The following is a 15424-nucleotide window of genomic DNA, read 5'->3' on the forward strand; positions in this document are numbered from 1 at the left end:
TCGTTAACGTTATGAAATAGAAAAACGTCCAAAAATCGTGATTATGATCACATTGATGGTTTTTTGTGGACATTTTTATTTCGTTTTATGTTCGTTCTTGTTCCTTATCAAACAAAGACCCTAATAACCGTGGCTCAATAGGCTCATAACTACCGATCCTGAGGGAGCGACATGAGCAGCTATTTTGACGGCGGCGAAACGGATGTGATCATCATCGGCGGCGGCGCCACCGGCGCAGGCATTGCCCGCGATTGTGCGCGGCGCGGCTTGCGCTGCATTTTGCTGGAGCGTCACGACATCGCCACCGGCGCCACCGGCCGCAACCACGGCTTGCTGCACAGCGGCGCGCGCTATGCGGTGACCGACGGGGAGTCGGCGCGCGAGTGCATCGAAGAGAACCGCATCCTGAAACGCATCGCGCATCACTGTATCGAGCGCACCGATGGGCTGTTCATCACCCTGCCGCAGGACTCGCTGGAGTATCAGCAACAGTTTATCGCCGCCTGTCGCCAGGCCGACATCGACGCCGAAGCGATCGACCCGCAGCTGGCGCTGCGGCTGGAGCCGGCGGCTAATCCGGCGCTGATTGGCGCGGTGCGGGTGCCGGACGGCACCGTCGATCCTTTCCGGCTGACCGCCGCCAACATGCTGGATGCGCGCGAACACGGCGCGCAGATCCTGACTTACTACCAGGTGGTCGGATTGTTGCGCAGCGGCGACCGGGTGACGGGCGTGCGCGTTTACGACCATCAGAATCAGCGGCGCTATGAGCTGCACGCACCGGTGGTGGTCAACGCTGCCGGCATCTGGGGCCAGCAGATCGCCGAATACGCCGATTTGCGTATCCGCATGTTCCCGGCCAAGGGAGCGCTGCTGATCCTCGGTCACCGCATCAACAACATGGTGATCAACCGCTGCCGCAAACCGGCGGACGCCGACATCCTGGTGCCGGGCGACACCATCTCGCTGATCGGCACCACCTCGACCCATATCGACTACGACCAAATTGACAACATGCTGGTGACCCCGCAGGAGGTGGACATTCTGATCCGCGAGGGGGCGCTGCTGGCGCCCACCCTGGCGCAGACCCGCATTCTGCGCGCCTATGCCGGGGTGCGGCCGCTGGTGGCCAGCGACGACGATCCCAGCGGGCGCAATGTCAGCCGCGGCATCGTGCTGCTCGATCACGCCGCCCGCGACGGGCTGGAAGGGTTTATCACCATCACCGGCGGCAAGCTGATGACCTACCGCCTGATGGCGGAGTGGGCCACCGACAAGGTGTGCGAAAAGCTCGGGGTAAACCGCCCGTGCACCACCGCGCAGGACGCGTTGCCCGGATCCCGTCAGTCGGCGGAGGAAACGGTGCGCAGCGTGGTTTCTCTGCCCGCCAGCATTCGCGGCTCGGCGATTTACCGGCACGGCGATCGCGCCAGCCAGGTGCCGGCGGCCGATCGGCTCGACACCAGCCTGGTGTGCGAGTGCGAGGCGGTGACCGCCGGGGAAGTGCGCTATGCGGTCAATTCGCTGACCGTCAATAACCTGGTGGATCTGCGCCGCCGCACCCGCGTCGGCATGGGCACCTGCCAGGGCGAACTCTGCGCCTGCCGCGCCGCCGGACTGCTGACGCGCTTCAAGGTCAGCACGCCGCAGCAATCCATCGCGCAGCTGTCGCAGTTCCTCAACGAACGCTGGAAAGGCGTGCGGCCGATCGCCTGGGGCGATGCGCTGCGCGAGAGTGAATTTACCAGTTGGGTTTACCAGGGATTATGCGGGCTTGAGGCCCAGGCAGACAAAGAGCAGGAGGCGGATGATGCGATTTGACGTAGTGGTGATTGGCGGCGGCCTGGCGGGCCTGAGCTGCGCCATTGCCGTGGCCGAACAGGGCAAACGCTGTGCGGTGGTCAGTTCCGGCCAGAGCGCGCTCTACTTCTCCTCCGGCTCGCTCGATCTGCTGGCGAGATTGCCGGACGGCACGCCGGTCGAGATGCCACTGGCGGCGCTGCCGCAGCTGGCGCAACAGGCGCCGCAGCATCCGTATTCTCTGATTGGCCCCGGCCGGGTGGCGGCGCTGTCCGCCGCCGCGCAGCGGCTGCTGGAACGCTGCGGGCTGAATCTGCAGGGCGAGGGGGTGAACAACCATCTGCGCATCACGCCGCTCGGCACGCGCCGCGCCACCTGGCTCAGCCCGCAGGCGATCCCGACGCTGCCGCTGACCGGCCAACTGCCCTGGCGGCGCATTGCGGTGATCGGCATCGAAGGGTTCCTCGACTTCCAACCGCAGATGGCCGCCGACGCCTTAAGCCGCGAGCTCGGCGTGCAGACGTACGTGGCCTATCTGCACATGCCGGCGCTGGACAGATTGCGCAATAACCCCAGCGAGTTCCGCGCGGTGAACATCGCCCGGGTACTGGATTTGATGGAAAGCCTGCCGCCGTTGGCTGAAGAGCTGCGGCGGCTGGCGGGCGAGGCCGAGGCGCTCTTCCTGCCGGCCTGTCTGGGCCTGGAGGACGACGCGTCGCTGGCGGTGTTGCAGGATGCGGTCGGCAAGCCGATCCGACTGCTGCCGACGTTGCCGCCTTCGGTGCCCGGCATGCGCTTGCACCAGGCGTTGCGGCGGCGTTTCCAACAGCTGGGCGGCGTTTTCATGCCGGGCGACAGCGTGCTGCGCGCCGAGTGTGAAGCCGGCCGCGTCACCGGCCTGTATACCCGCAACCACGGCGATATTCCGCTGCGGGCGCAGCAGGTGGTGCTGGCCAGCGGCAGCTTCTTCAGCAACGGGCTGGTGGCGGATTTCGATGAAGTGCGTGAGCCGATCTTCGGGCTGGACGTGCACAGCCGCGCCGATCGCGCCGACTGGAGCCGGCGCGAGCTGTTCGCGCCACAGCCTTATCTGCAGTTTGGCGTGCGTACCGACGGCAGGCTGCGGGCGATGAAGCAGGGAATGCCGTTCGACAATCTGTATGCCATCGGTGCGGTCGCCGGCGGTTACGATCCGCTGCAGCAGGGCTGCGGCGCCGGCGTGTCATTGATCGGTGCGCTGCACGTTGCGCAGCAGATCGCCGCGGAGGAGAACGCATGAGCCTGCATCAGGATCACAGCTTTGAAAGCTGCATCAAATGTACCGTCTGCACCACCTACTGCCCGGTCGCCAAAGTGAACCCGCTCTACCCGGGGCCGAAACAGGCGGGGCCGGACGGCGAGCGGCTGCGGCTGAAAGACCCGACGCTGTACGACGAGGCGTTGAAATATTGCACCAACTGCAAGCGTTGTGAAGTGGCCTGCCCGTCCGACGTCAAAATCGGCGACATCATTCAGCGCGCCCGCGCCGACTTTGCCCAGAGCAAGCCGACGCTGCGTGACGCCATCCTCAGCCACACCGATATCATGGGATCGCTGTCGACGCCGTTCGCGCCGATCGTCAACGCCGCCACCGGGCTGAAACCGGTGCGCAAGCTGCTGGACAAGGCGCTGAAGATCGATCACCGGCGCGAACTGCCGAAATATTCCTTCGGCACCTTCCGCCGCTGGTACCGGCAACAGGCGCAGGCGCAGCAGCGTTACGCCGAGCAGGTGGCGTTCTTCCACGGTTGCTTCGTCAACTATAACCACCCGCAGCTGGGCAAGGATTTGGTCCGGGTGTTCAACGCGCTGGATATCGGCGTGCAGCTGCTGAAACGTGAGAAATGCTGCGGCGTGCCGCTGATCGCCAACGGGTTTATCGATCAGGCTAAAAAGCAGGCCAGGGTCAATGCCGAATCGCTGCATGAAACGGTGCTGGATCGCGGCATTCCGGTGGTGGCGACCTCATCGAGCTGCACCTTCACCCTGCGTGACGAATACCCTCATCTGCTGGACGTAGACACCACTGCGGTGCGCGATCGGGTGGAGCTGGCGACGCGCTATCTCTATCGCCTGATCAATCAGGGGCGCAGCCTGCCGCTCAAGCGCACGCCGCTGCGGGTGGCTTATCACACGCCTTGCCATATGGAGAAGATGGGCTGGACCGCCTACACCCTGGAGCTGCTGCGGCAGATACCGGGGCTGGAGCTGGTGGTGCTGGATTCGCAGTGCTGCGGCATCGCCGGCACCTACGGGTTCAAATCGGAGAACTACGCCACGTCGCAGGGCATCGGCGCGCCGCTGTTCCGGCAGATAGAAGAGAGCGGGGTGGATCTGGTGGTGACCGACTGCGAGACCTGCAAATGGCAGATAGAAATGTCCACCAGCAAACGCTGCGAACATCCGATCACCCTGCTGGCGCAGGCGCTGGCATAAAGCGAAAGGGCCGGCAAGCCGGCCCTTTGTGGGATTACTGCTTCAGCTTCAGGGTGGAGATGATGCCTTCGGCTTCGGTCTGCGCCTGCTGCTGATTGTCCGCCGGCAGCGTTACCTGAATGGTCAGCATGTTGTTGTTCAGCGAGCCGATCAGGACGGAAGAATAGGCTTTCTCGCCGCCGCTGGTGATGATGCTGTCCAGCTGACGCAGCGGCACACCGTTGACGTCGAGCGCTTTGTTGGTGATCACCTGCAGGTTGGCGTCACGCGCGCGTTGGGTATTCTCCAGGCGCTTGGCCAGGGTCTCCAGGCTGTCGGCGGTCTTGTCACCCAGGATCACAATCACCGCGCGCTGGCCGGTGCTGTCTGCGTAAACATGCATGTTGTTGGCCTGGTTGCCCAGCTTGCCGCTCTGATCCGCCATGCCGACAGGCAGGGTGAACGCCAGTTTACCGTCCAGCAGGCTCACCTGCTGCCCGGCCGGCGCGCTGGCCGCCGCGCCGTCCGTTGCCGCCTTGGTGTCTTTGGTTTCGCCGTCGCAGGCCGCGAGGCCAAGCGCCAGCAGGCTGATACCCATCAATTTCGCTACTTTACGCATCGGGCTTCCTTCTTCCTTTCCGGTAGGGATTCACTGTCGTATCGCAACCTATTCCAGGTTGAAATGCAAGGCAGATGTTGTCACAAGTTTTTTTCCAGTAATAGCCGATAATCAGCCACTTCGCCTTTCTTTTCCAGCTGAACAATCTGATAGTGGTGGGCGATCAGCATCGTCAGCATGGCGCGGAACCGGTTACGGGTTTTGACCGTCAGTTGGCGATAGCCCTGCGCCCGCGCCCAGCGCTCTTGTTCGGCCAACAAGGCCTGCGCCACGCCGTGGCGACGAAATGCCGGCAACACGCCGCCCAGCCAGCTGTAAAACACCGTTTCCTGCCGTTGATAACCGAGTTTGAAACCGGCCGGTTGCCCGGCTATCTCGGCGATCAACAGGCTGGCGGGGGCGGCGCCGATGCGCCGCTGCAGATCGGCCAGGCTATGCAGGCCGCCGAATTCGGGGATGCGTTGGTAAAGGCGGTGGATGTCTTCAAGCGTGGCGGTGCGGACGATTGGGGTCATGAGCGGCCTCCAAAGGATAGGGCCGCCCAGAATAACACGACTCAGCCCGGTTGCAGGCCGCCGCTGCGCGCCGCGATGCGTTTGAGCAGCATGTTCAGCAATACGCCGTACATCGGCAGGAAGAACAGCAGGCAGATCATCACCTTGAAGCTGTAATCCACCAGCGCGATCTCCACCCAGTTGTTGGCCATGAAGGGATCGCTGCTCTTATAAAAGGCGATGAAGAAGAACGCCAGCGTATCGCTGATGTTGCCGAGGAACATCGCCGCCGCCGGCGCCACCCACCAGGCGCTGCGTTGACGCAGGCGGTTGAAGACGTGTACGTCGAGGATCTGGCCGAGCACATAGGCCATAAAGCTGGCGACGGCGATGCGCGCCACGAACAGGTTAAAACTGTTCAGCGCCGCAAAGCCCTGCCATTCTCCCTGATAGGTGACGGTGGAGATCACATAAGAGATGAACAGCGCCGGCACCATCACCGCCAGGATGATGCGCCGCGCCAGCGGCGCGCCGAAGATGCGCACGGTCAGATCGGTCGCCAGGAAGATAAACGGGAAGGTAAAGGCGCCCCAGGTGGTATGGAAGCCGAAAACGCTGATCGGCAGCTGCACCAGGTAGTTGCTGGAGGTAATGATGGCGATATGAAACAGCGAAAGCCAGACCAACGCGGTGAAGCGCTGCTGCGCGGTAAACGAATACATGTTGTAGCCTTTTTAGCAGTGGGGTGAGGGAACCCAGTGTGTCTTGTCAAAACAGCAAAAAAACGCTGCGCGGCGGCATGATACGCGTTTGCGCAACCAATGCAATGGTTAAATTTAACGCAAACGTTAACGCGTCTTGCGCAGAAAAACTACCGGCGTAAACTAGGCGCTAATGAGATGCGGCGAGCGTTCGCCGATCGTTTTTGAACGAGAAAAATTGCATGACTGACTTATTTGCCCAGGCAGACCAGACGCTCGACGCGCTGGGGCTGCGTTGCCCGGAACCGGTGATGATGGTGCGCAAAACCGTGCGCCATATGGACAACGGCGAAACGCTGCTGATTATCGCCGACGATCCGGCCACCACCCGCGATATCCCGGGGTTCTGCCGCTTTATGGAGCACACGCTGGTGGCGCAGGAGACCGAACAGGTGCCATACCGTTATCTGTTACGTAAAGGCGTCTAACGGCGGCGCGGCCGAGTTAAAAGTTCCCTCCCCCAAATGACAACGGGCGCGGTATGCCGCGCCCGTGTTTGTTTCAGAGCTTAGCTGCGCTTTCTCAATAGCCGCAGCGCGTTGGCGGTGACCAGCGCGGTGGCGCCGGAGTCAGCCAGCACCGCCAGCCACAAACCGGTCAGCCCCAGCAGGCTGGTGATCAGGAAGACCCCCTTCAACCCCAGCGCGATGGTGATGTTTTGCCGGATATTGGCGTGGGTGGCGCGCGAGATGCGGATCATCTCCGCGACGCCCACCAGCCGATTGTGGGTCAGGGCGGCGTCGGCGGTTTCCAGCGCCACGTCGGTGCCGCTGCCCATGGCGATGCCGATGCTGGAGGCTTTCATCGCCGGGGCGTCGTTGATGCCGTCGCCGATCATCGCCGTCGGGCGCAGTTCGCTCAGTTCGGTGACTGCGCTGACCTTATCTTCCGGCAGCAGACCGGCGCGATAGTCGAGGCCCAGCTCGCCGGCGATCGCGGCGGCGGCGCGCGGGTTGTCGCCGGTCAGCATCACGCCGCGAATGCCCAGCGCGTTCAGTTCGGCTATCGCCTGCTTGGCGTCGCCGCGCAGCGTATCGCGCAGCGCCAGCAAGCCGATGGGCGCGCCGTCTTCCAGCACCACCACCGCCGTTTTGCCGGCGTTTTCCAGCTTGTCTATCTGGCTCTGCCATTGGGCGTCGAGCAGGCCCGGCGCCAGCTTGCCCGGCGCGCTGATCAGCACGGTCTTGCCGTCCACGATCCCTTCCACGCCGACGCCGGCCAGCGCGCGGCGCGCCTGCGCCAGCGGCAACTCAGCCCCGCTTGCGGCGGCGCGGTTGATGATCGCCTGCGCCAGCGGGTGATGTGAACCGGCTTCCACCGCGGCGGCAAGCTGCAGCAGCCGCTGTTCGGTGAGCGCGCCGATCGGCAGCACGTCGGTCACCGTCGGCTTGCCTTCGGTCAGGGTGCCGGTTTTATCGAAGGCGATGGTTTGGATCTGGCCCAGTTGCTCCAGCGCCGCGCCGCCTTTAATCAGCGCGCCGCGCCGCGTGGCGGCCGCCAGTCCGGATGTGATGGCCGCCGGCGTTGAGATCACCAGTGCACATGGGCAGCCGATCAGCAGCAGCGTCAGGCCGCGATAGATCCAGGTATCCCACGGCTGCGAGAACAGCAGCGGTGGCACCAGGATCACCGCGACGGCCAGCAGCATAATGGCCGGGGTGTAATAGCGGCTGAAGCGATCGAGGAAGCGTTCGATCGGCGCGCGGCGCTCCTCGGCCTCTTCAATCAGCTGCAGAATGCGGTCGATGGCGTTTTTGCCGGGCTCGGATATCACTTTCATCTGCGCCGCCTGATCGACGGACAGGCTGCCGGCGGCCACTTTCTCCCCCTGTTGGCGCTCGACCGGCACCGATTCGCCGGTCAGGGCGCTTTCATCGAAGCTGGCGAACGGATTGAGCAGCTCGGCGTCGGCCGGCAGGCGCCCACCGGGCGCGATTTCAATCACGTCGCCGGGGCGCAGGCTGGCGACCGGCACGCGTTTGCGTTCCGTGCCTTGCAGCAGCAGCGCATCTTCCGGCACCAGCTCCATCAGCGCCTTCACCCCGCGCCGTGCGCGGTTGGCGGCGTAGGATTCCAGCAGTTCGCCGACCATAAACAGCAGCAGCACCATCGCCGCTTCGGCGGTGGCGCCGATGAACAGCGCGCCGATGGCCGCCACGCTCATCAGCGTTTCGATGGCAAACGGCGTGCCGGAACGAATCAAACGCAGCGCCTTGGCGGCGACCGGCGCCAACCCGACCAGCGTGGTGGCGATAAAGGCGATGCGGCCCAGCTCCGGGTTAACCCGATCCAGCACCCAACTGACCACCATCAGGGTGGTTAACAGCAGCAGCGGCGCGAATTCGCCGAAGCGTGAGGTTTTCGGCGCTGCGGCTTTGGCGGTCTGAGCGCCGAGCAGGGTAAAGCCGGCCTGGGCGACCGCATCCTGGATCCGCAGGCTGATGTCGGACTGCGCGTCGACCACCAGTTTCTCGGTGGCGAACAACACGCGCGCGCTGTCGACGCCGGGGAGTGCGGTGACGGCATTTTCGATTTTCTTGGCGCAGCTGGGGCAGTCCATGCCGGTGACTTTCCAGCTGAAACGTTGGCTGCCGGAAGGGGGAGCGGCGGCCAGCCTGTCGCTTTCCTCGTCCGGATCGTCGGGCGCGGCGGTGCAGCAGCCGCTATCGCCATGATCGTGATGATGGTGGGCGTGTTCGGCCTGTGCGGTGGCGTTTTTCGGTTCGCTGCTGCAGCCGTGCTGAGTTTTGCTGTGGCTGTGGTTGCAGCCGCATCCGCCTTCGGCGTGGTGATGTTCCTGATGATTATGGTTTTGCTGATTGTGCATAACGCCCCCCTGCGGGCTGTTAAACGGGTTTGCTCAACTGACTCTACACCTTGGAGTCCACTCCAGAGTCAAGAGCCGGATGAGAATTATTGCTAACGGCGTTCAAGCGTAGAAAGGGGGGTATTCATTCAATAATGAATAATGCGGATTTTAATATATCGGCTTTTCTTATCCCCTATTGGGGCGAAAAGGCTCGCTGCCGTTAGTTTAAATAAGAAAATAATATTCCTATAGAAACTAAAAAATCGCCCGACCTAATAATAAAGAGTTATTAATCTATAACGCTTTAGCGAAATTTACCTTTTCCCCTGAGTAAAGCCAGCATGATTCGCTTGAGTCTGCAGGCCGCATTGCTATTGAAGTTTGGTGCCAACTTATCCTCATCAAGTTTCATTTGCTTTGTAAAGAACTCTAAAAAGCAGCATAACAAACTTTCGTTGCGATAATAAATGGTTGATTATTTTATGTGCAGTTTTGCGACCCTGCCTATAATTGGAATCGATTACCATTTTTAATGGTGATCTTATTTGCTGATATATATGCATTAATTCTACCTAACACACTGCCGGTAACGGCGCATAAGCCCCTTCCAGCAAGCTTAAGGTTTATTAACCGTGGCTTACGGGGAGGTTATGTCTATCTGTCTGATGATATCAATCAGGTAATGAGTGGAATCGAACCAATGCAATCTACTAAAAAGGCAATTGAAATTACTGAATCCAGCCTTGCGGCCGCGGCAACCGGCTACGATGCTGTAGATGACCTGCTGCATTATCATGAGCGGGGTAACGGGATTCAGATTAATGGCAAGGATTCATTTTCTAACGAGCAAGCTGGGTTGTTTATTACCCGCGAGAACCAAACCTGGAACGGTTACAAGGTATTTGGCCAGCCGGTCAAATTAACCTTCTCCTTCCCGGACTATAAGTTCTCTTCCACCAACGTCGCCGGCGATACCGGGCTGAGCAAGTTCAGCGCGGAACAGCAGCAGCAGGCTAAGCTGTCGCTGCAGTCCTGGGCCGACGTCGCCAATATCACCTTCACCGAAGTGGCGGCCGGTCAAAAGGCCAATATCACCTTCGGCAATTACAGCCAGGATCGTCCCGGCCACTATGATTATGGTACCCAGGCCTACGCCTTCCTGCCGAACACCATTTGGCAGGGCCAGGATTTGGGCGGCCAGACCTGGTACAACGTCAACCAATCCAACGTGAAGCATCCGGCGACCGAAGACTACGGCCGCCAGACATTCACCCATGAGATTGGCCATGCGCTGGGCCTCAGCCACCCGGGCGACTACAACGCCGGTGAGGGCAACCCGACCTATAACGACGTCACCTATGCGGAAGATACCCGCCAGTTCAGCCTGATGAGCTACTGGAGTGAAACCAACACAGGTGGCGACAACGGCGGTCACTATGCCGCGGCTCCGCTGCTGGATGACATTGCCGCCATTCAGCATCTGTATGGCGCCAACCTGTCGACCCGCACCGGCGACACCGTGTACGGCTTTAACTCCAATACCGGTCGTGACTTCCTCAGCACCACCAGCAATTCGCAGAAAGTGATCTTTGCGGCCTGGGATGCGGGTGGCAACGATACCTTCGACTTCTCCGGTTATACCGCTAACCAGCGCATCAACCTGAATGAGAAATCGTTCTCCGACGTGGGCGGCCTGAAGGGCAACGTCTCGATCGCCGCCGGTGTGACCATTGAGAACGCCATTGGCGGTTCCGGCAACGACGTGATCGTCGGCAACGCGGCCAACAACGTGCTGAAAGGCGGCGCGGGTAACGACGTGCTGTTCGGCGGCGGCGGGGCGGATGAACTGTGGGGCGGTGCCGGCAAAGACATCTTTGTGTTCTCTGCCGCCAGCGATTCCGCACCGGGTGCTTCCGACTGGATCCGCGACTTCCAGAAAGGGATCGACAAGATCGACCTGTCGTTCTTCAATAAAGAAGCGAATAGCAGTGATTTCATCCACTTCGTCGATCACTTCAGCGGCACGGCCGGTGAGGCGCTGCTGAGCTACAACGCGTCCAGCAACGTGACCGATTTGTCGGTGAACATCGGCGGGCATCAGGCGCCGGACTTCCTGGTGAAAATCGTCGGCCAGGTAGACGTCGCCACGGACTTTATCGTGTAACACAGCAACGGAACGCCCGGCGCAGTCTCGGCCGGGCGTGATGCAGGAGCCCGGTATGAAAGGTACTTTAGCGCGCACCGCTTTGGCGGCGGGTGGCATGATGGTGACGAGTGCGGTGATGGCCGGCAGTTTGGCATTGCCGACCGCGCAGTCGCTGGCGGGGCAATGGCAGGTGGCCGACAGCGAACGGCAATGCCAAATCGAGTTTCTGGCGCATGAACAAAGCGAGACCAACGGCTATCAGCTGGTGGATCGGCAACAGTGTTTGCAGAGCGTGTTTGCGGCGGAAGTCGTGGGCTGGCGCCCGGCTCCGGACGGCATCGCCCTGCTGCGGGCGGATGGCAGCACGCTGGCGTTCTTCTCGCGCGACGGCGATCTGTACCGCAATCAGCTGGGTGCGGATGATGCTCTGACGTTGAAAGCGCTGGCTTGATGAAGAAACGGGTTCGGCGCGCCGAACCCGCGGTAGGTCTCTACAGGTAGAGCGAACGCACGATCAGGAAGTGGCCGGAGAAATAACAGAAAGCCACGATGGCGTCCGCCGCGCGGAAGGTGAAGCGGTAGCGGTTGAGCAGCCAAACCACGTTGGCCAGCAGCAGCAGCGAGGTGCCGGTCAGCAGCGAGAAGCCGAAATCGGTGCTGCGCAGGAAATATTGTTCGCCCGCCAGCCAGACCATCAGCAGCGTCATCGCCACGTAGGTAACGATCGGCCAGCGCATCTCTTCCAGCCGGGTCCAGACGGTGGCCAGCAGCAGTGCGCCGATCGCCAGCAGCGCCAGCGGCAGCGGCCAGAACAGGCTGAACGTCATCTGGCTGGCGAAACTCAGGGTGTACAGCAGGTGGGACAGGAAAAAGGCGCCGATGGCATACAGCACCCGTTCGCGCGGCAACAGGAGCAATGCGTCGCCGATCAGCGTCGCCAGCAGGCCGAGTACGATCAGATAACCCGCAGCGCCGAGCACCGGCGCCTGCCAGGCCAACAGCAACAGCAGCAGCAGCGTGACGGGTTTGAACACCCAGCGCTGCCAGCGCGGCCCACGGTAAGAGGCGTCGACGAACAGCCAACCGGAAAAGAATACGGCAAGGAACGGCCAACTCATTAATGTCTTCCTTATGTATGAGGGAGCCGCAACAACCGGCTCCAAACTGTCACCAATGTCACTTCTTCATTTCAGTGTAGGTAGCCTGCCGGCGATCGACAATGCTTTCTTGAGAATGCTATGTTTACGCTGATTTAGCCGCGAAGGAAATGGGAAACCGATGAGTAAGCCACCGTTATTTTTTGTCGCCGTGATTGCGCTGATCGCCGTGCTGGCCACGCAACGCTACTTCAAGCAGCGGCAGCAGGAGGCGGAAAACGATCGCGCGCCGATGCGCAGTCTGCAGGTGACGGTGAGCGACAAACGCGCGGTGCCGGTCACCAAGACCCGCGCGCCGCAGCGCGAGCCGTTGGTCAATGAACCGATGAATTACGAGGTGGTGTTCAGTCCGGTACAGGGAGGTGAAGATATCCAGCTGCGGCTGAAGCAATGGCAGTACAACCCGATAGAAAAGGGCGCGCAGGGCACGTTGAACATGCAGGGCACGCGCTTCGTCTCGTTCACCGCTCAGCCGTAGCGGTCACTTCTTCTTGATGGGCGGCTGTTTCTTTTGCCAGGCCAGCAGCTCGAACACGCCAAAGATAAAGATCTTGGCCTCTTGCCAGTAGCTGATCGGCTGATCCTTCGGCTGGGTGGATTTCAACAGCACCAGCTGCAGGCCGTGCATCACCACCATAAAGAACAGCGCCACGTCGATGAAATACTTCAGCGGCTTGGGAAACGGATGGAACAGGTTAGAGAGCAGGAAGCCCCACACGCACAGCATCAGCAGGCGGCCCAGATTAATCAACATGGTCGGTTTTCTCTTGCGAACGAATATAAAGGCGATAGGCCACCTGGCCGGCGACCTTCTCCCGGTGCAGCTGCCAGCTGGCAGGCACGTCCGCCGCGGCGCTTTCCGCCTCGGCTTCTACATAGATCCAGGCCTCGTCGGCCAGCCAGCCGCGTTGCTCCAGCAACAGGGCGGTCTCCGCCAGCAGGCCTTTGCGAAACGGCGGATCGAGGAACACCACGTCGAACGGTTGGCCATCGCCCGCCAGCCAGCTCAGCGCGTTGGTGTTGATAACCACCCCTTTGCCCTGCAGCAGCGCCAGATTTTTTTCCAGCTGCTGCGCCACCGGCCGTTCGAATTCGAGCAGCGTGGCGCTGCCGGCATAGCGCGACAGCGCTTCCAGCCCCAATGCGCCGCTGCCGGCGAAACAGTCGAGGCAGCGCGCGCCCTGAATCACCGGCGCCAGCCAGTTGAACAGGGTTTCGCGTACCCGATCGGTGGTGGGGCGCAGCCCCGGGCTGTTCGGCACCGGGAGTTTGCGACCGCGCCATTGGCCGCCGATGATGCGGATCTGTCCGGCTGCGGCCTGGGGCGGTTTTTTGGCCACCGCCCGTGGCGAGAGTCTTGTCATAAGCGTTGTTTGGTTTCTTTCGCGGCGCGGGGCCGCCGAGGTTAACGAAAAGTTGTCCCTATTCTACCGGTGACGGGCGTCGGGGGGAACGGTAAAACGTTGTTGTCTGATTTCACGCCGGAAAGCATGCCGGATGCGTGTTGCTGGGCGAGGGAAAGTGATAGACTCGGCGGATTATTGTCAGCATATATCCTTCAGGTATGGAGGGTAAGCGAGCCTTCGGTACGGAGTAGAGTCATAACATGGCAAAAGATAAGAAACGTGGGTTTTTCTCCTGGCTGGGGTTTGGCCAGAAGGAGAAGGAAGAAGAGCAACAGCAACCTGAGCCGTCGGTAGAGCAGGCGGAACCTCAGGCCGCGGAGACGCCGGCTGAACCGGTCACCGCCAAGCTGGACGACAAGCTCCCCGCCCAGGAATCTGAACCTGCCGCCTCCGTCGACACCCCGGGAGAGTGGGATAACGGTCAGGCCGGCGAGCAAATCGCGGAAAATCTGCCGGCAGCGGCCGAGCATCCGGCGGCGCAAGCGCTGGCCGAAGAGATCGTCAGCGTCACCGAACAGGTGGCGGCGCAGCAGCAACCTGTTACCGAACCCGAGCCGGTCGTCGAACCCGAGCCAGTCATCGAACCTGAGCCGGTCGTTGAGCCTGAGCCGGTCGTTGAGCCTGAGCCGGTCATTGAGCCTGAGCCGGTCGTTGAGCCTGAGCCGGTCGTCGAACCCGAGCCGGTCGTTGAGCCTGAGCCGGTCGTTGAGCCTGAGCCGGTCGTCGAACCCGAGCCGGTCATCGAGCCCGAGCTGGTCGTCGAATCTGAGCCGGCCGTTGAGCCAGAGCCGGAAGCGGAAGAAGAGCCGCTGGAACCCGTCGTGCCGGCCGCTGCGCAAGAGCAGGAGCGCCCGACCAAAGAGGGCTTCTTCACGCGCCTGAAGCGCAGCCTGCTGAAGACCAAGCAGAACCTCGGCTCCGGCTTTATGGGGCTGTTCCGCGGTAAAAAGATCGACGACGACCTGTTCGACGAGCTGGAAGAACAGCTGCTGATCGCCGACGTTGGCGTGGACACCACGCGCAAGATCATCACCTCCCTGACCCAGCACGCCAGCCGCAAGCAGCTGAAAGACGCCGAAGCGCTGTACGGCAAGCTGAAGGAGGAAATGTCCGAAATTCTGGCCAAGGTCGATCAGCCGCTGGATGTCAGCGGGAAAACCCCGTATGTCATCCTGATGGTCGGCGTGAACGGCGTGGGTAAAACCACCACCATCGGCAAGCTGGCGCGCCAGTTCCAGGCGGAAGGCAAGTCGGTGATGCTGGCGGCGGGGGACACCTTCCGCGCCGCGGCGGTGGAGCAGCTGCAGGTGTGGGGTGAACGCAACCGCATTCCGGTGGTGGCGCAGCATACCGGCGCGGATTCCGCTTCGGTGATCTTCGATGCGGTGCAGGCCGCCAAGGCGCGCGGCATCGATGTGTTGATCGCCGATACCGCCGGCCGTCTGCAGAACAAATCGCACCTGATGGAAGAGCTGAAGAAGATCGTCCGCGTCATGAAAAAACTGGACGACCAGGCCCCCCATGAGGTTATGCTGACGCTCGATGCCAGCACCGGCCAGAATGCGGTCAGTCAGGCGAAATTATTTAATGAGGCCGTGGGCTTAACCGGCATCACGCTGACTAAACTGGACGGTACCGCCAAGGGCGGGGTGATCTTCGCCATCGCCGATCAGTTCGGTATCCCGATCCGCTATATCGGCGTCGGGGAAGGCATCGAAGATTTGCGGCCGTTTAAGGCTGACGATTTTATTGAGGCACTTTTTGCCCGAGAGGATTAA

15 protein-coding genes are annotated in these 15424 nt (G+C 61.4%); 8 read left to right on the plus strand and 7 right to left on the minus strand.

The genetic code is table 11. The annotated features are described in order from the left end of the window. The first annotated feature begins 171 nt into the window (after positions 1 to 171). The 3 genes from glpA to glpC are packed head-to-tail and all read left to right on the plus strand — an operon-like array spanning position 172 to position 4275. Positions 172 to 1821 (plus strand): anaerobic glycerol-3-phosphate dehydrogenase subunit A, encoded by a 1650-nt coding sequence (gene glpA / locus L085_RS05455; protein WP_044030259.1) that lies wholly within the window; start codon positions 172 to 174, stop codon positions 1819 to 1821. Next, the gene (gene glpB, locus L085_RS05460; protein ID WP_044030260.1) at positions 1811 to 3079 is read left to right on the plus strand and encodes a glycerol-3-phosphate dehydrogenase subunit GlpB; all 1269 of its coding nucleotides are present in this window, start codon (positions 1811 to 1813) and stop codon (positions 3077 to 3079) included. Before glpA ends, glpB begins: the two co-directional genes overlap by 11 nt. Further along, positions 3076 to 4275 carry an anaerobic glycerol-3-phosphate dehydrogenase subunit GlpC gene (glpC, locus tag L085_RS05465; RefSeq protein ID WP_044030261.1) on the plus strand — a complete coding sequence of 400 codons (1200 nt, stop codon included), beginning with the start codon at positions 3076 to 3078 and terminating at the stop codon, positions 4273 to 4275. The genes glpB and glpC overlap by 4 nt, the downstream gene beginning before the upstream one ends. 34 nt (positions 4276 to 4309) lie before the next feature. Here the strand turns inward: glpC and L085_RS05470 are convergent, their stop codons facing one another. The 3 genes from L085_RS05470 to L085_RS05480 all read right to left on the minus strand — a co-directional run bounded on the left by L085_RS05470 (position 4310) and on the right by L085_RS05480 (position 6089). Further along, positions 4310 to 4873 (minus strand): DcrB family lipoprotein, encoded by a 564-nt coding sequence (locus L085_RS05470; protein WP_015376277.1) that lies wholly within the window; start codon positions 4871 to 4873, stop codon positions 4310 to 4312. Positions 4874 to 4953: 80 nt separating this feature from the next. Next, positions 4954 to 5388, minus strand: coding sequence for a GNAT family N-acetyltransferase (locus L085_RS05475; protein WP_004934307.1), 435 nt, complete (start codon positions 5386 to 5388; stop codon positions 4954 to 4956). A gap of 41 nt (positions 5389 to 5429) precedes the next feature. After that, positions 5430 to 6089, minus strand: a complete 660-nt coding sequence (locus tag L085_RS05480) for a 7-cyano-7-deazaguanine/7-aminomethyl-7-deazaguanine transporter (protein WP_044030263.1) — start codon at positions 6087 to 6089, stop codon at positions 5430 to 5432. Between the two features lie 221 nt (positions 6090 to 6310). On the opposite strand from L085_RS05480, the gene tusA reads away from it, so the two are divergent. After that, the gene (tusA, locus tag L085_RS05485) at positions 6311 to 6556 is read left to right on the plus strand and encodes a sulfurtransferase TusA (protein WP_004934314.1); all 246 of its coding nucleotides are present in this window, start codon (positions 6311 to 6313) and stop codon (positions 6554 to 6556) included. A gap of 80 nt (positions 6557 to 6636) precedes the next feature. Here tusA and L085_RS05490 read toward each other — a convergent pair whose 3' ends face one another. Continuing rightward, positions 6637 to 8955 carry a zinc/cadmium/mercury/lead-transporting ATPase gene (locus L085_RS05490; RefSeq protein WP_044030265.1) on the minus strand — a complete coding sequence of 773 codons (2319 nt, stop codon included), beginning with the start codon at positions 8953 to 8955 and terminating at the stop codon, positions 6637 to 6639. Between the two features lie 682 nt (positions 8956 to 9637). Here L085_RS05490 and L085_RS05495 point away from each other — a divergent pair. Next, positions 9638 to 11101 (plus strand): serralysin family metalloprotease, encoded by a 1464-nt coding sequence (locus L085_RS05495; protein ID WP_021504810.1) that lies wholly within the window; start codon positions 9638 to 9640, stop codon positions 11099 to 11101. Positions 11102 to 11156: 55 nt separating this feature from the next. Further along, positions 11157 to 11534 carry an AprI/Inh family metalloprotease inhibitor gene (locus L085_RS05500; RefSeq protein ID WP_004934320.1) on the plus strand — a complete coding sequence of 126 codons (378 nt, stop codon included), beginning with the start codon at positions 11157 to 11159 and terminating at the stop codon, positions 11532 to 11534. Between the two features lie 40 nt (positions 11535 to 11574). Here L085_RS05500 and L085_RS05505 read toward each other — a convergent pair whose 3' ends face one another. After that, positions 11575 to 12201, minus strand: coding sequence for a lysoplasmalogenase (locus L085_RS05505; RefSeq protein WP_004934322.1), 627 nt, complete (start codon positions 12199 to 12201; stop codon positions 11575 to 11577). Between the two features lie 160 nt (positions 12202 to 12361). Here L085_RS05505 and L085_RS05510 point away from each other — a divergent pair, with 160 nt between their 5' ends. Then, complete coding sequence (locus L085_RS05510) at positions 12362 to 12718, plus strand: DUF2500 domain-containing protein (RefSeq protein WP_015376283.1); 357 nt, start codon at positions 12362 to 12364, stop codon at positions 12716 to 12718. Between the two features lie 3 nt (positions 12719 to 12721). On the opposite strand, the gene L085_RS05515 is transcribed toward L085_RS05510, so the two are convergent. Both L085_RS05515 and rsmD read right to left on the minus strand, forming a co-directional pair. Then, positions 12722 to 12994: a DUF1145 family protein gene (locus tag L085_RS05515; RefSeq protein WP_004934327.1), complete on the minus strand. Its 273-nt coding sequence runs from the start codon at positions 12992 to 12994 to the stop codon at positions 12722 to 12724. After that, positions 12984 to 13604, minus strand: coding sequence for a 16S rRNA (guanine(966)-N(2))-methyltransferase (gene rsmD / locus L085_RS05520; RefSeq protein ID WP_044030267.1), 621 nt, complete (start codon positions 13602 to 13604; stop codon positions 12984 to 12986). Before rsmD ends, L085_RS05515 begins: the two co-directional genes overlap by 11 nt. Before the next feature lie 242 nt (positions 13605 to 13846). Here rsmD and ftsY point away from each other — a divergent pair, with 242 nt between their 5' ends. Further along, positions 13847 to 15424, plus strand: coding sequence for a signal recognition particle-docking protein FtsY (gene ftsY / locus L085_RS05525; protein ID WP_044030269.1), 1578 nt, complete (start codon positions 13847 to 13849; stop codon positions 15422 to 15424).

The sequence above is a fragment of the Serratia sp. FS14 genome (assembly GCF_000695995.1).
Taxonomy (GTDB): domain Bacteria; phylum Pseudomonadota; class Gammaproteobacteria; order Enterobacterales; family Enterobacteriaceae; genus Serratia; species Serratia nematodiphila.

Bases quoted from the DNA above. Each gene is read 5' to 3' on its own strand.
- tusA (WP_004934314.1), top strand. From the start codon at position 6,311: ATGACTGACTTATTTGCCCAGGCAGACCAGACGCTCGACGCGCTGGGG.
- ftsY (WP_044030269.1), top strand. From the start codon at position 13,847: ATGGCAAAAGATAAGAAACGTGGGTTTTTCTCCTGGCTGGGGTTTGGC.
- L085_RS05470 (WP_015376277.1), bottom strand. From the start codon at position 4,873: ATGCGTAAAGTAGCGAAATTGATGGGTATCAGCCTGCTGGCGCTTGGC.
- L085_RS05490 (WP_044030265.1), bottom strand. From the start codon at position 8,955: ATGCACAATCAGCAAAACCATAATCATCAGGAACATCACCACGCCGAA.
- L085_RS05480 (WP_044030263.1), bottom strand. From the start codon at position 6,089: ATGTATTCGTTTACCGCGCAGCAGCGCTTCACCGCGTTGGTCTGGCTT.
- L085_RS05475 (WP_004934307.1), bottom strand. From the start codon at position 5,388: ATGACCCCAATCGTCCGCACCGCCACGCTTGAAGACATCCACCGCCTT.
- L085_RS05515 (WP_004934327.1), bottom strand. From the start codon at position 12,994: ATGTTGATTAATCTGGGCCGCCTGCTGATGCTGTGCGTGTGGGGCTTC.
- rsmD (WP_044030267.1), bottom strand. From the start codon at position 13,604: ATGACAAGACTCTCGCCACGGGCGGTGGCCAAAAAACCGCCCCAGGCC.
- L085_RS05510 (WP_015376283.1), top strand. From the start codon at position 12,362: ATGAGTAAGCCACCGTTATTTTTTGTCGCCGTGATTGCGCTGATCGCC.
- L085_RS05495 (WP_021504810.1), top strand. From the start codon at position 9,638: ATGCAATCTACTAAAAAGGCAATTGAAATTACTGAATCCAGCCTTGCG.
- glpC (WP_044030261.1), top strand. From the start codon at position 3,076: ATGAGCCTGCATCAGGATCACAGCTTTGAAAGCTGCATCAAATGTACC.
- L085_RS05500 (WP_004934320.1), top strand. From the start codon at position 11,157: ATGAAAGGTACTTTAGCGCGCACCGCTTTGGCGGCGGGTGGCATGATG.
- glpA (WP_044030259.1), top strand. From the start codon at position 172: ATGAGCAGCTATTTTGACGGCGGCGAAACGGATGTGATCATCATCGGC.
- L085_RS05505 (WP_004934322.1), bottom strand. From the start codon at position 12,201: ATGAGTTGGCCGTTCCTTGCCGTATTCTTTTCCGGTTGGCTGTTCGTC.
- glpB (WP_044030260.1), top strand. From the start codon at position 1,811: ATGCGATTTGACGTAGTGGTGATTGGCGGCGGCCTGGCGGGCCTGAGC.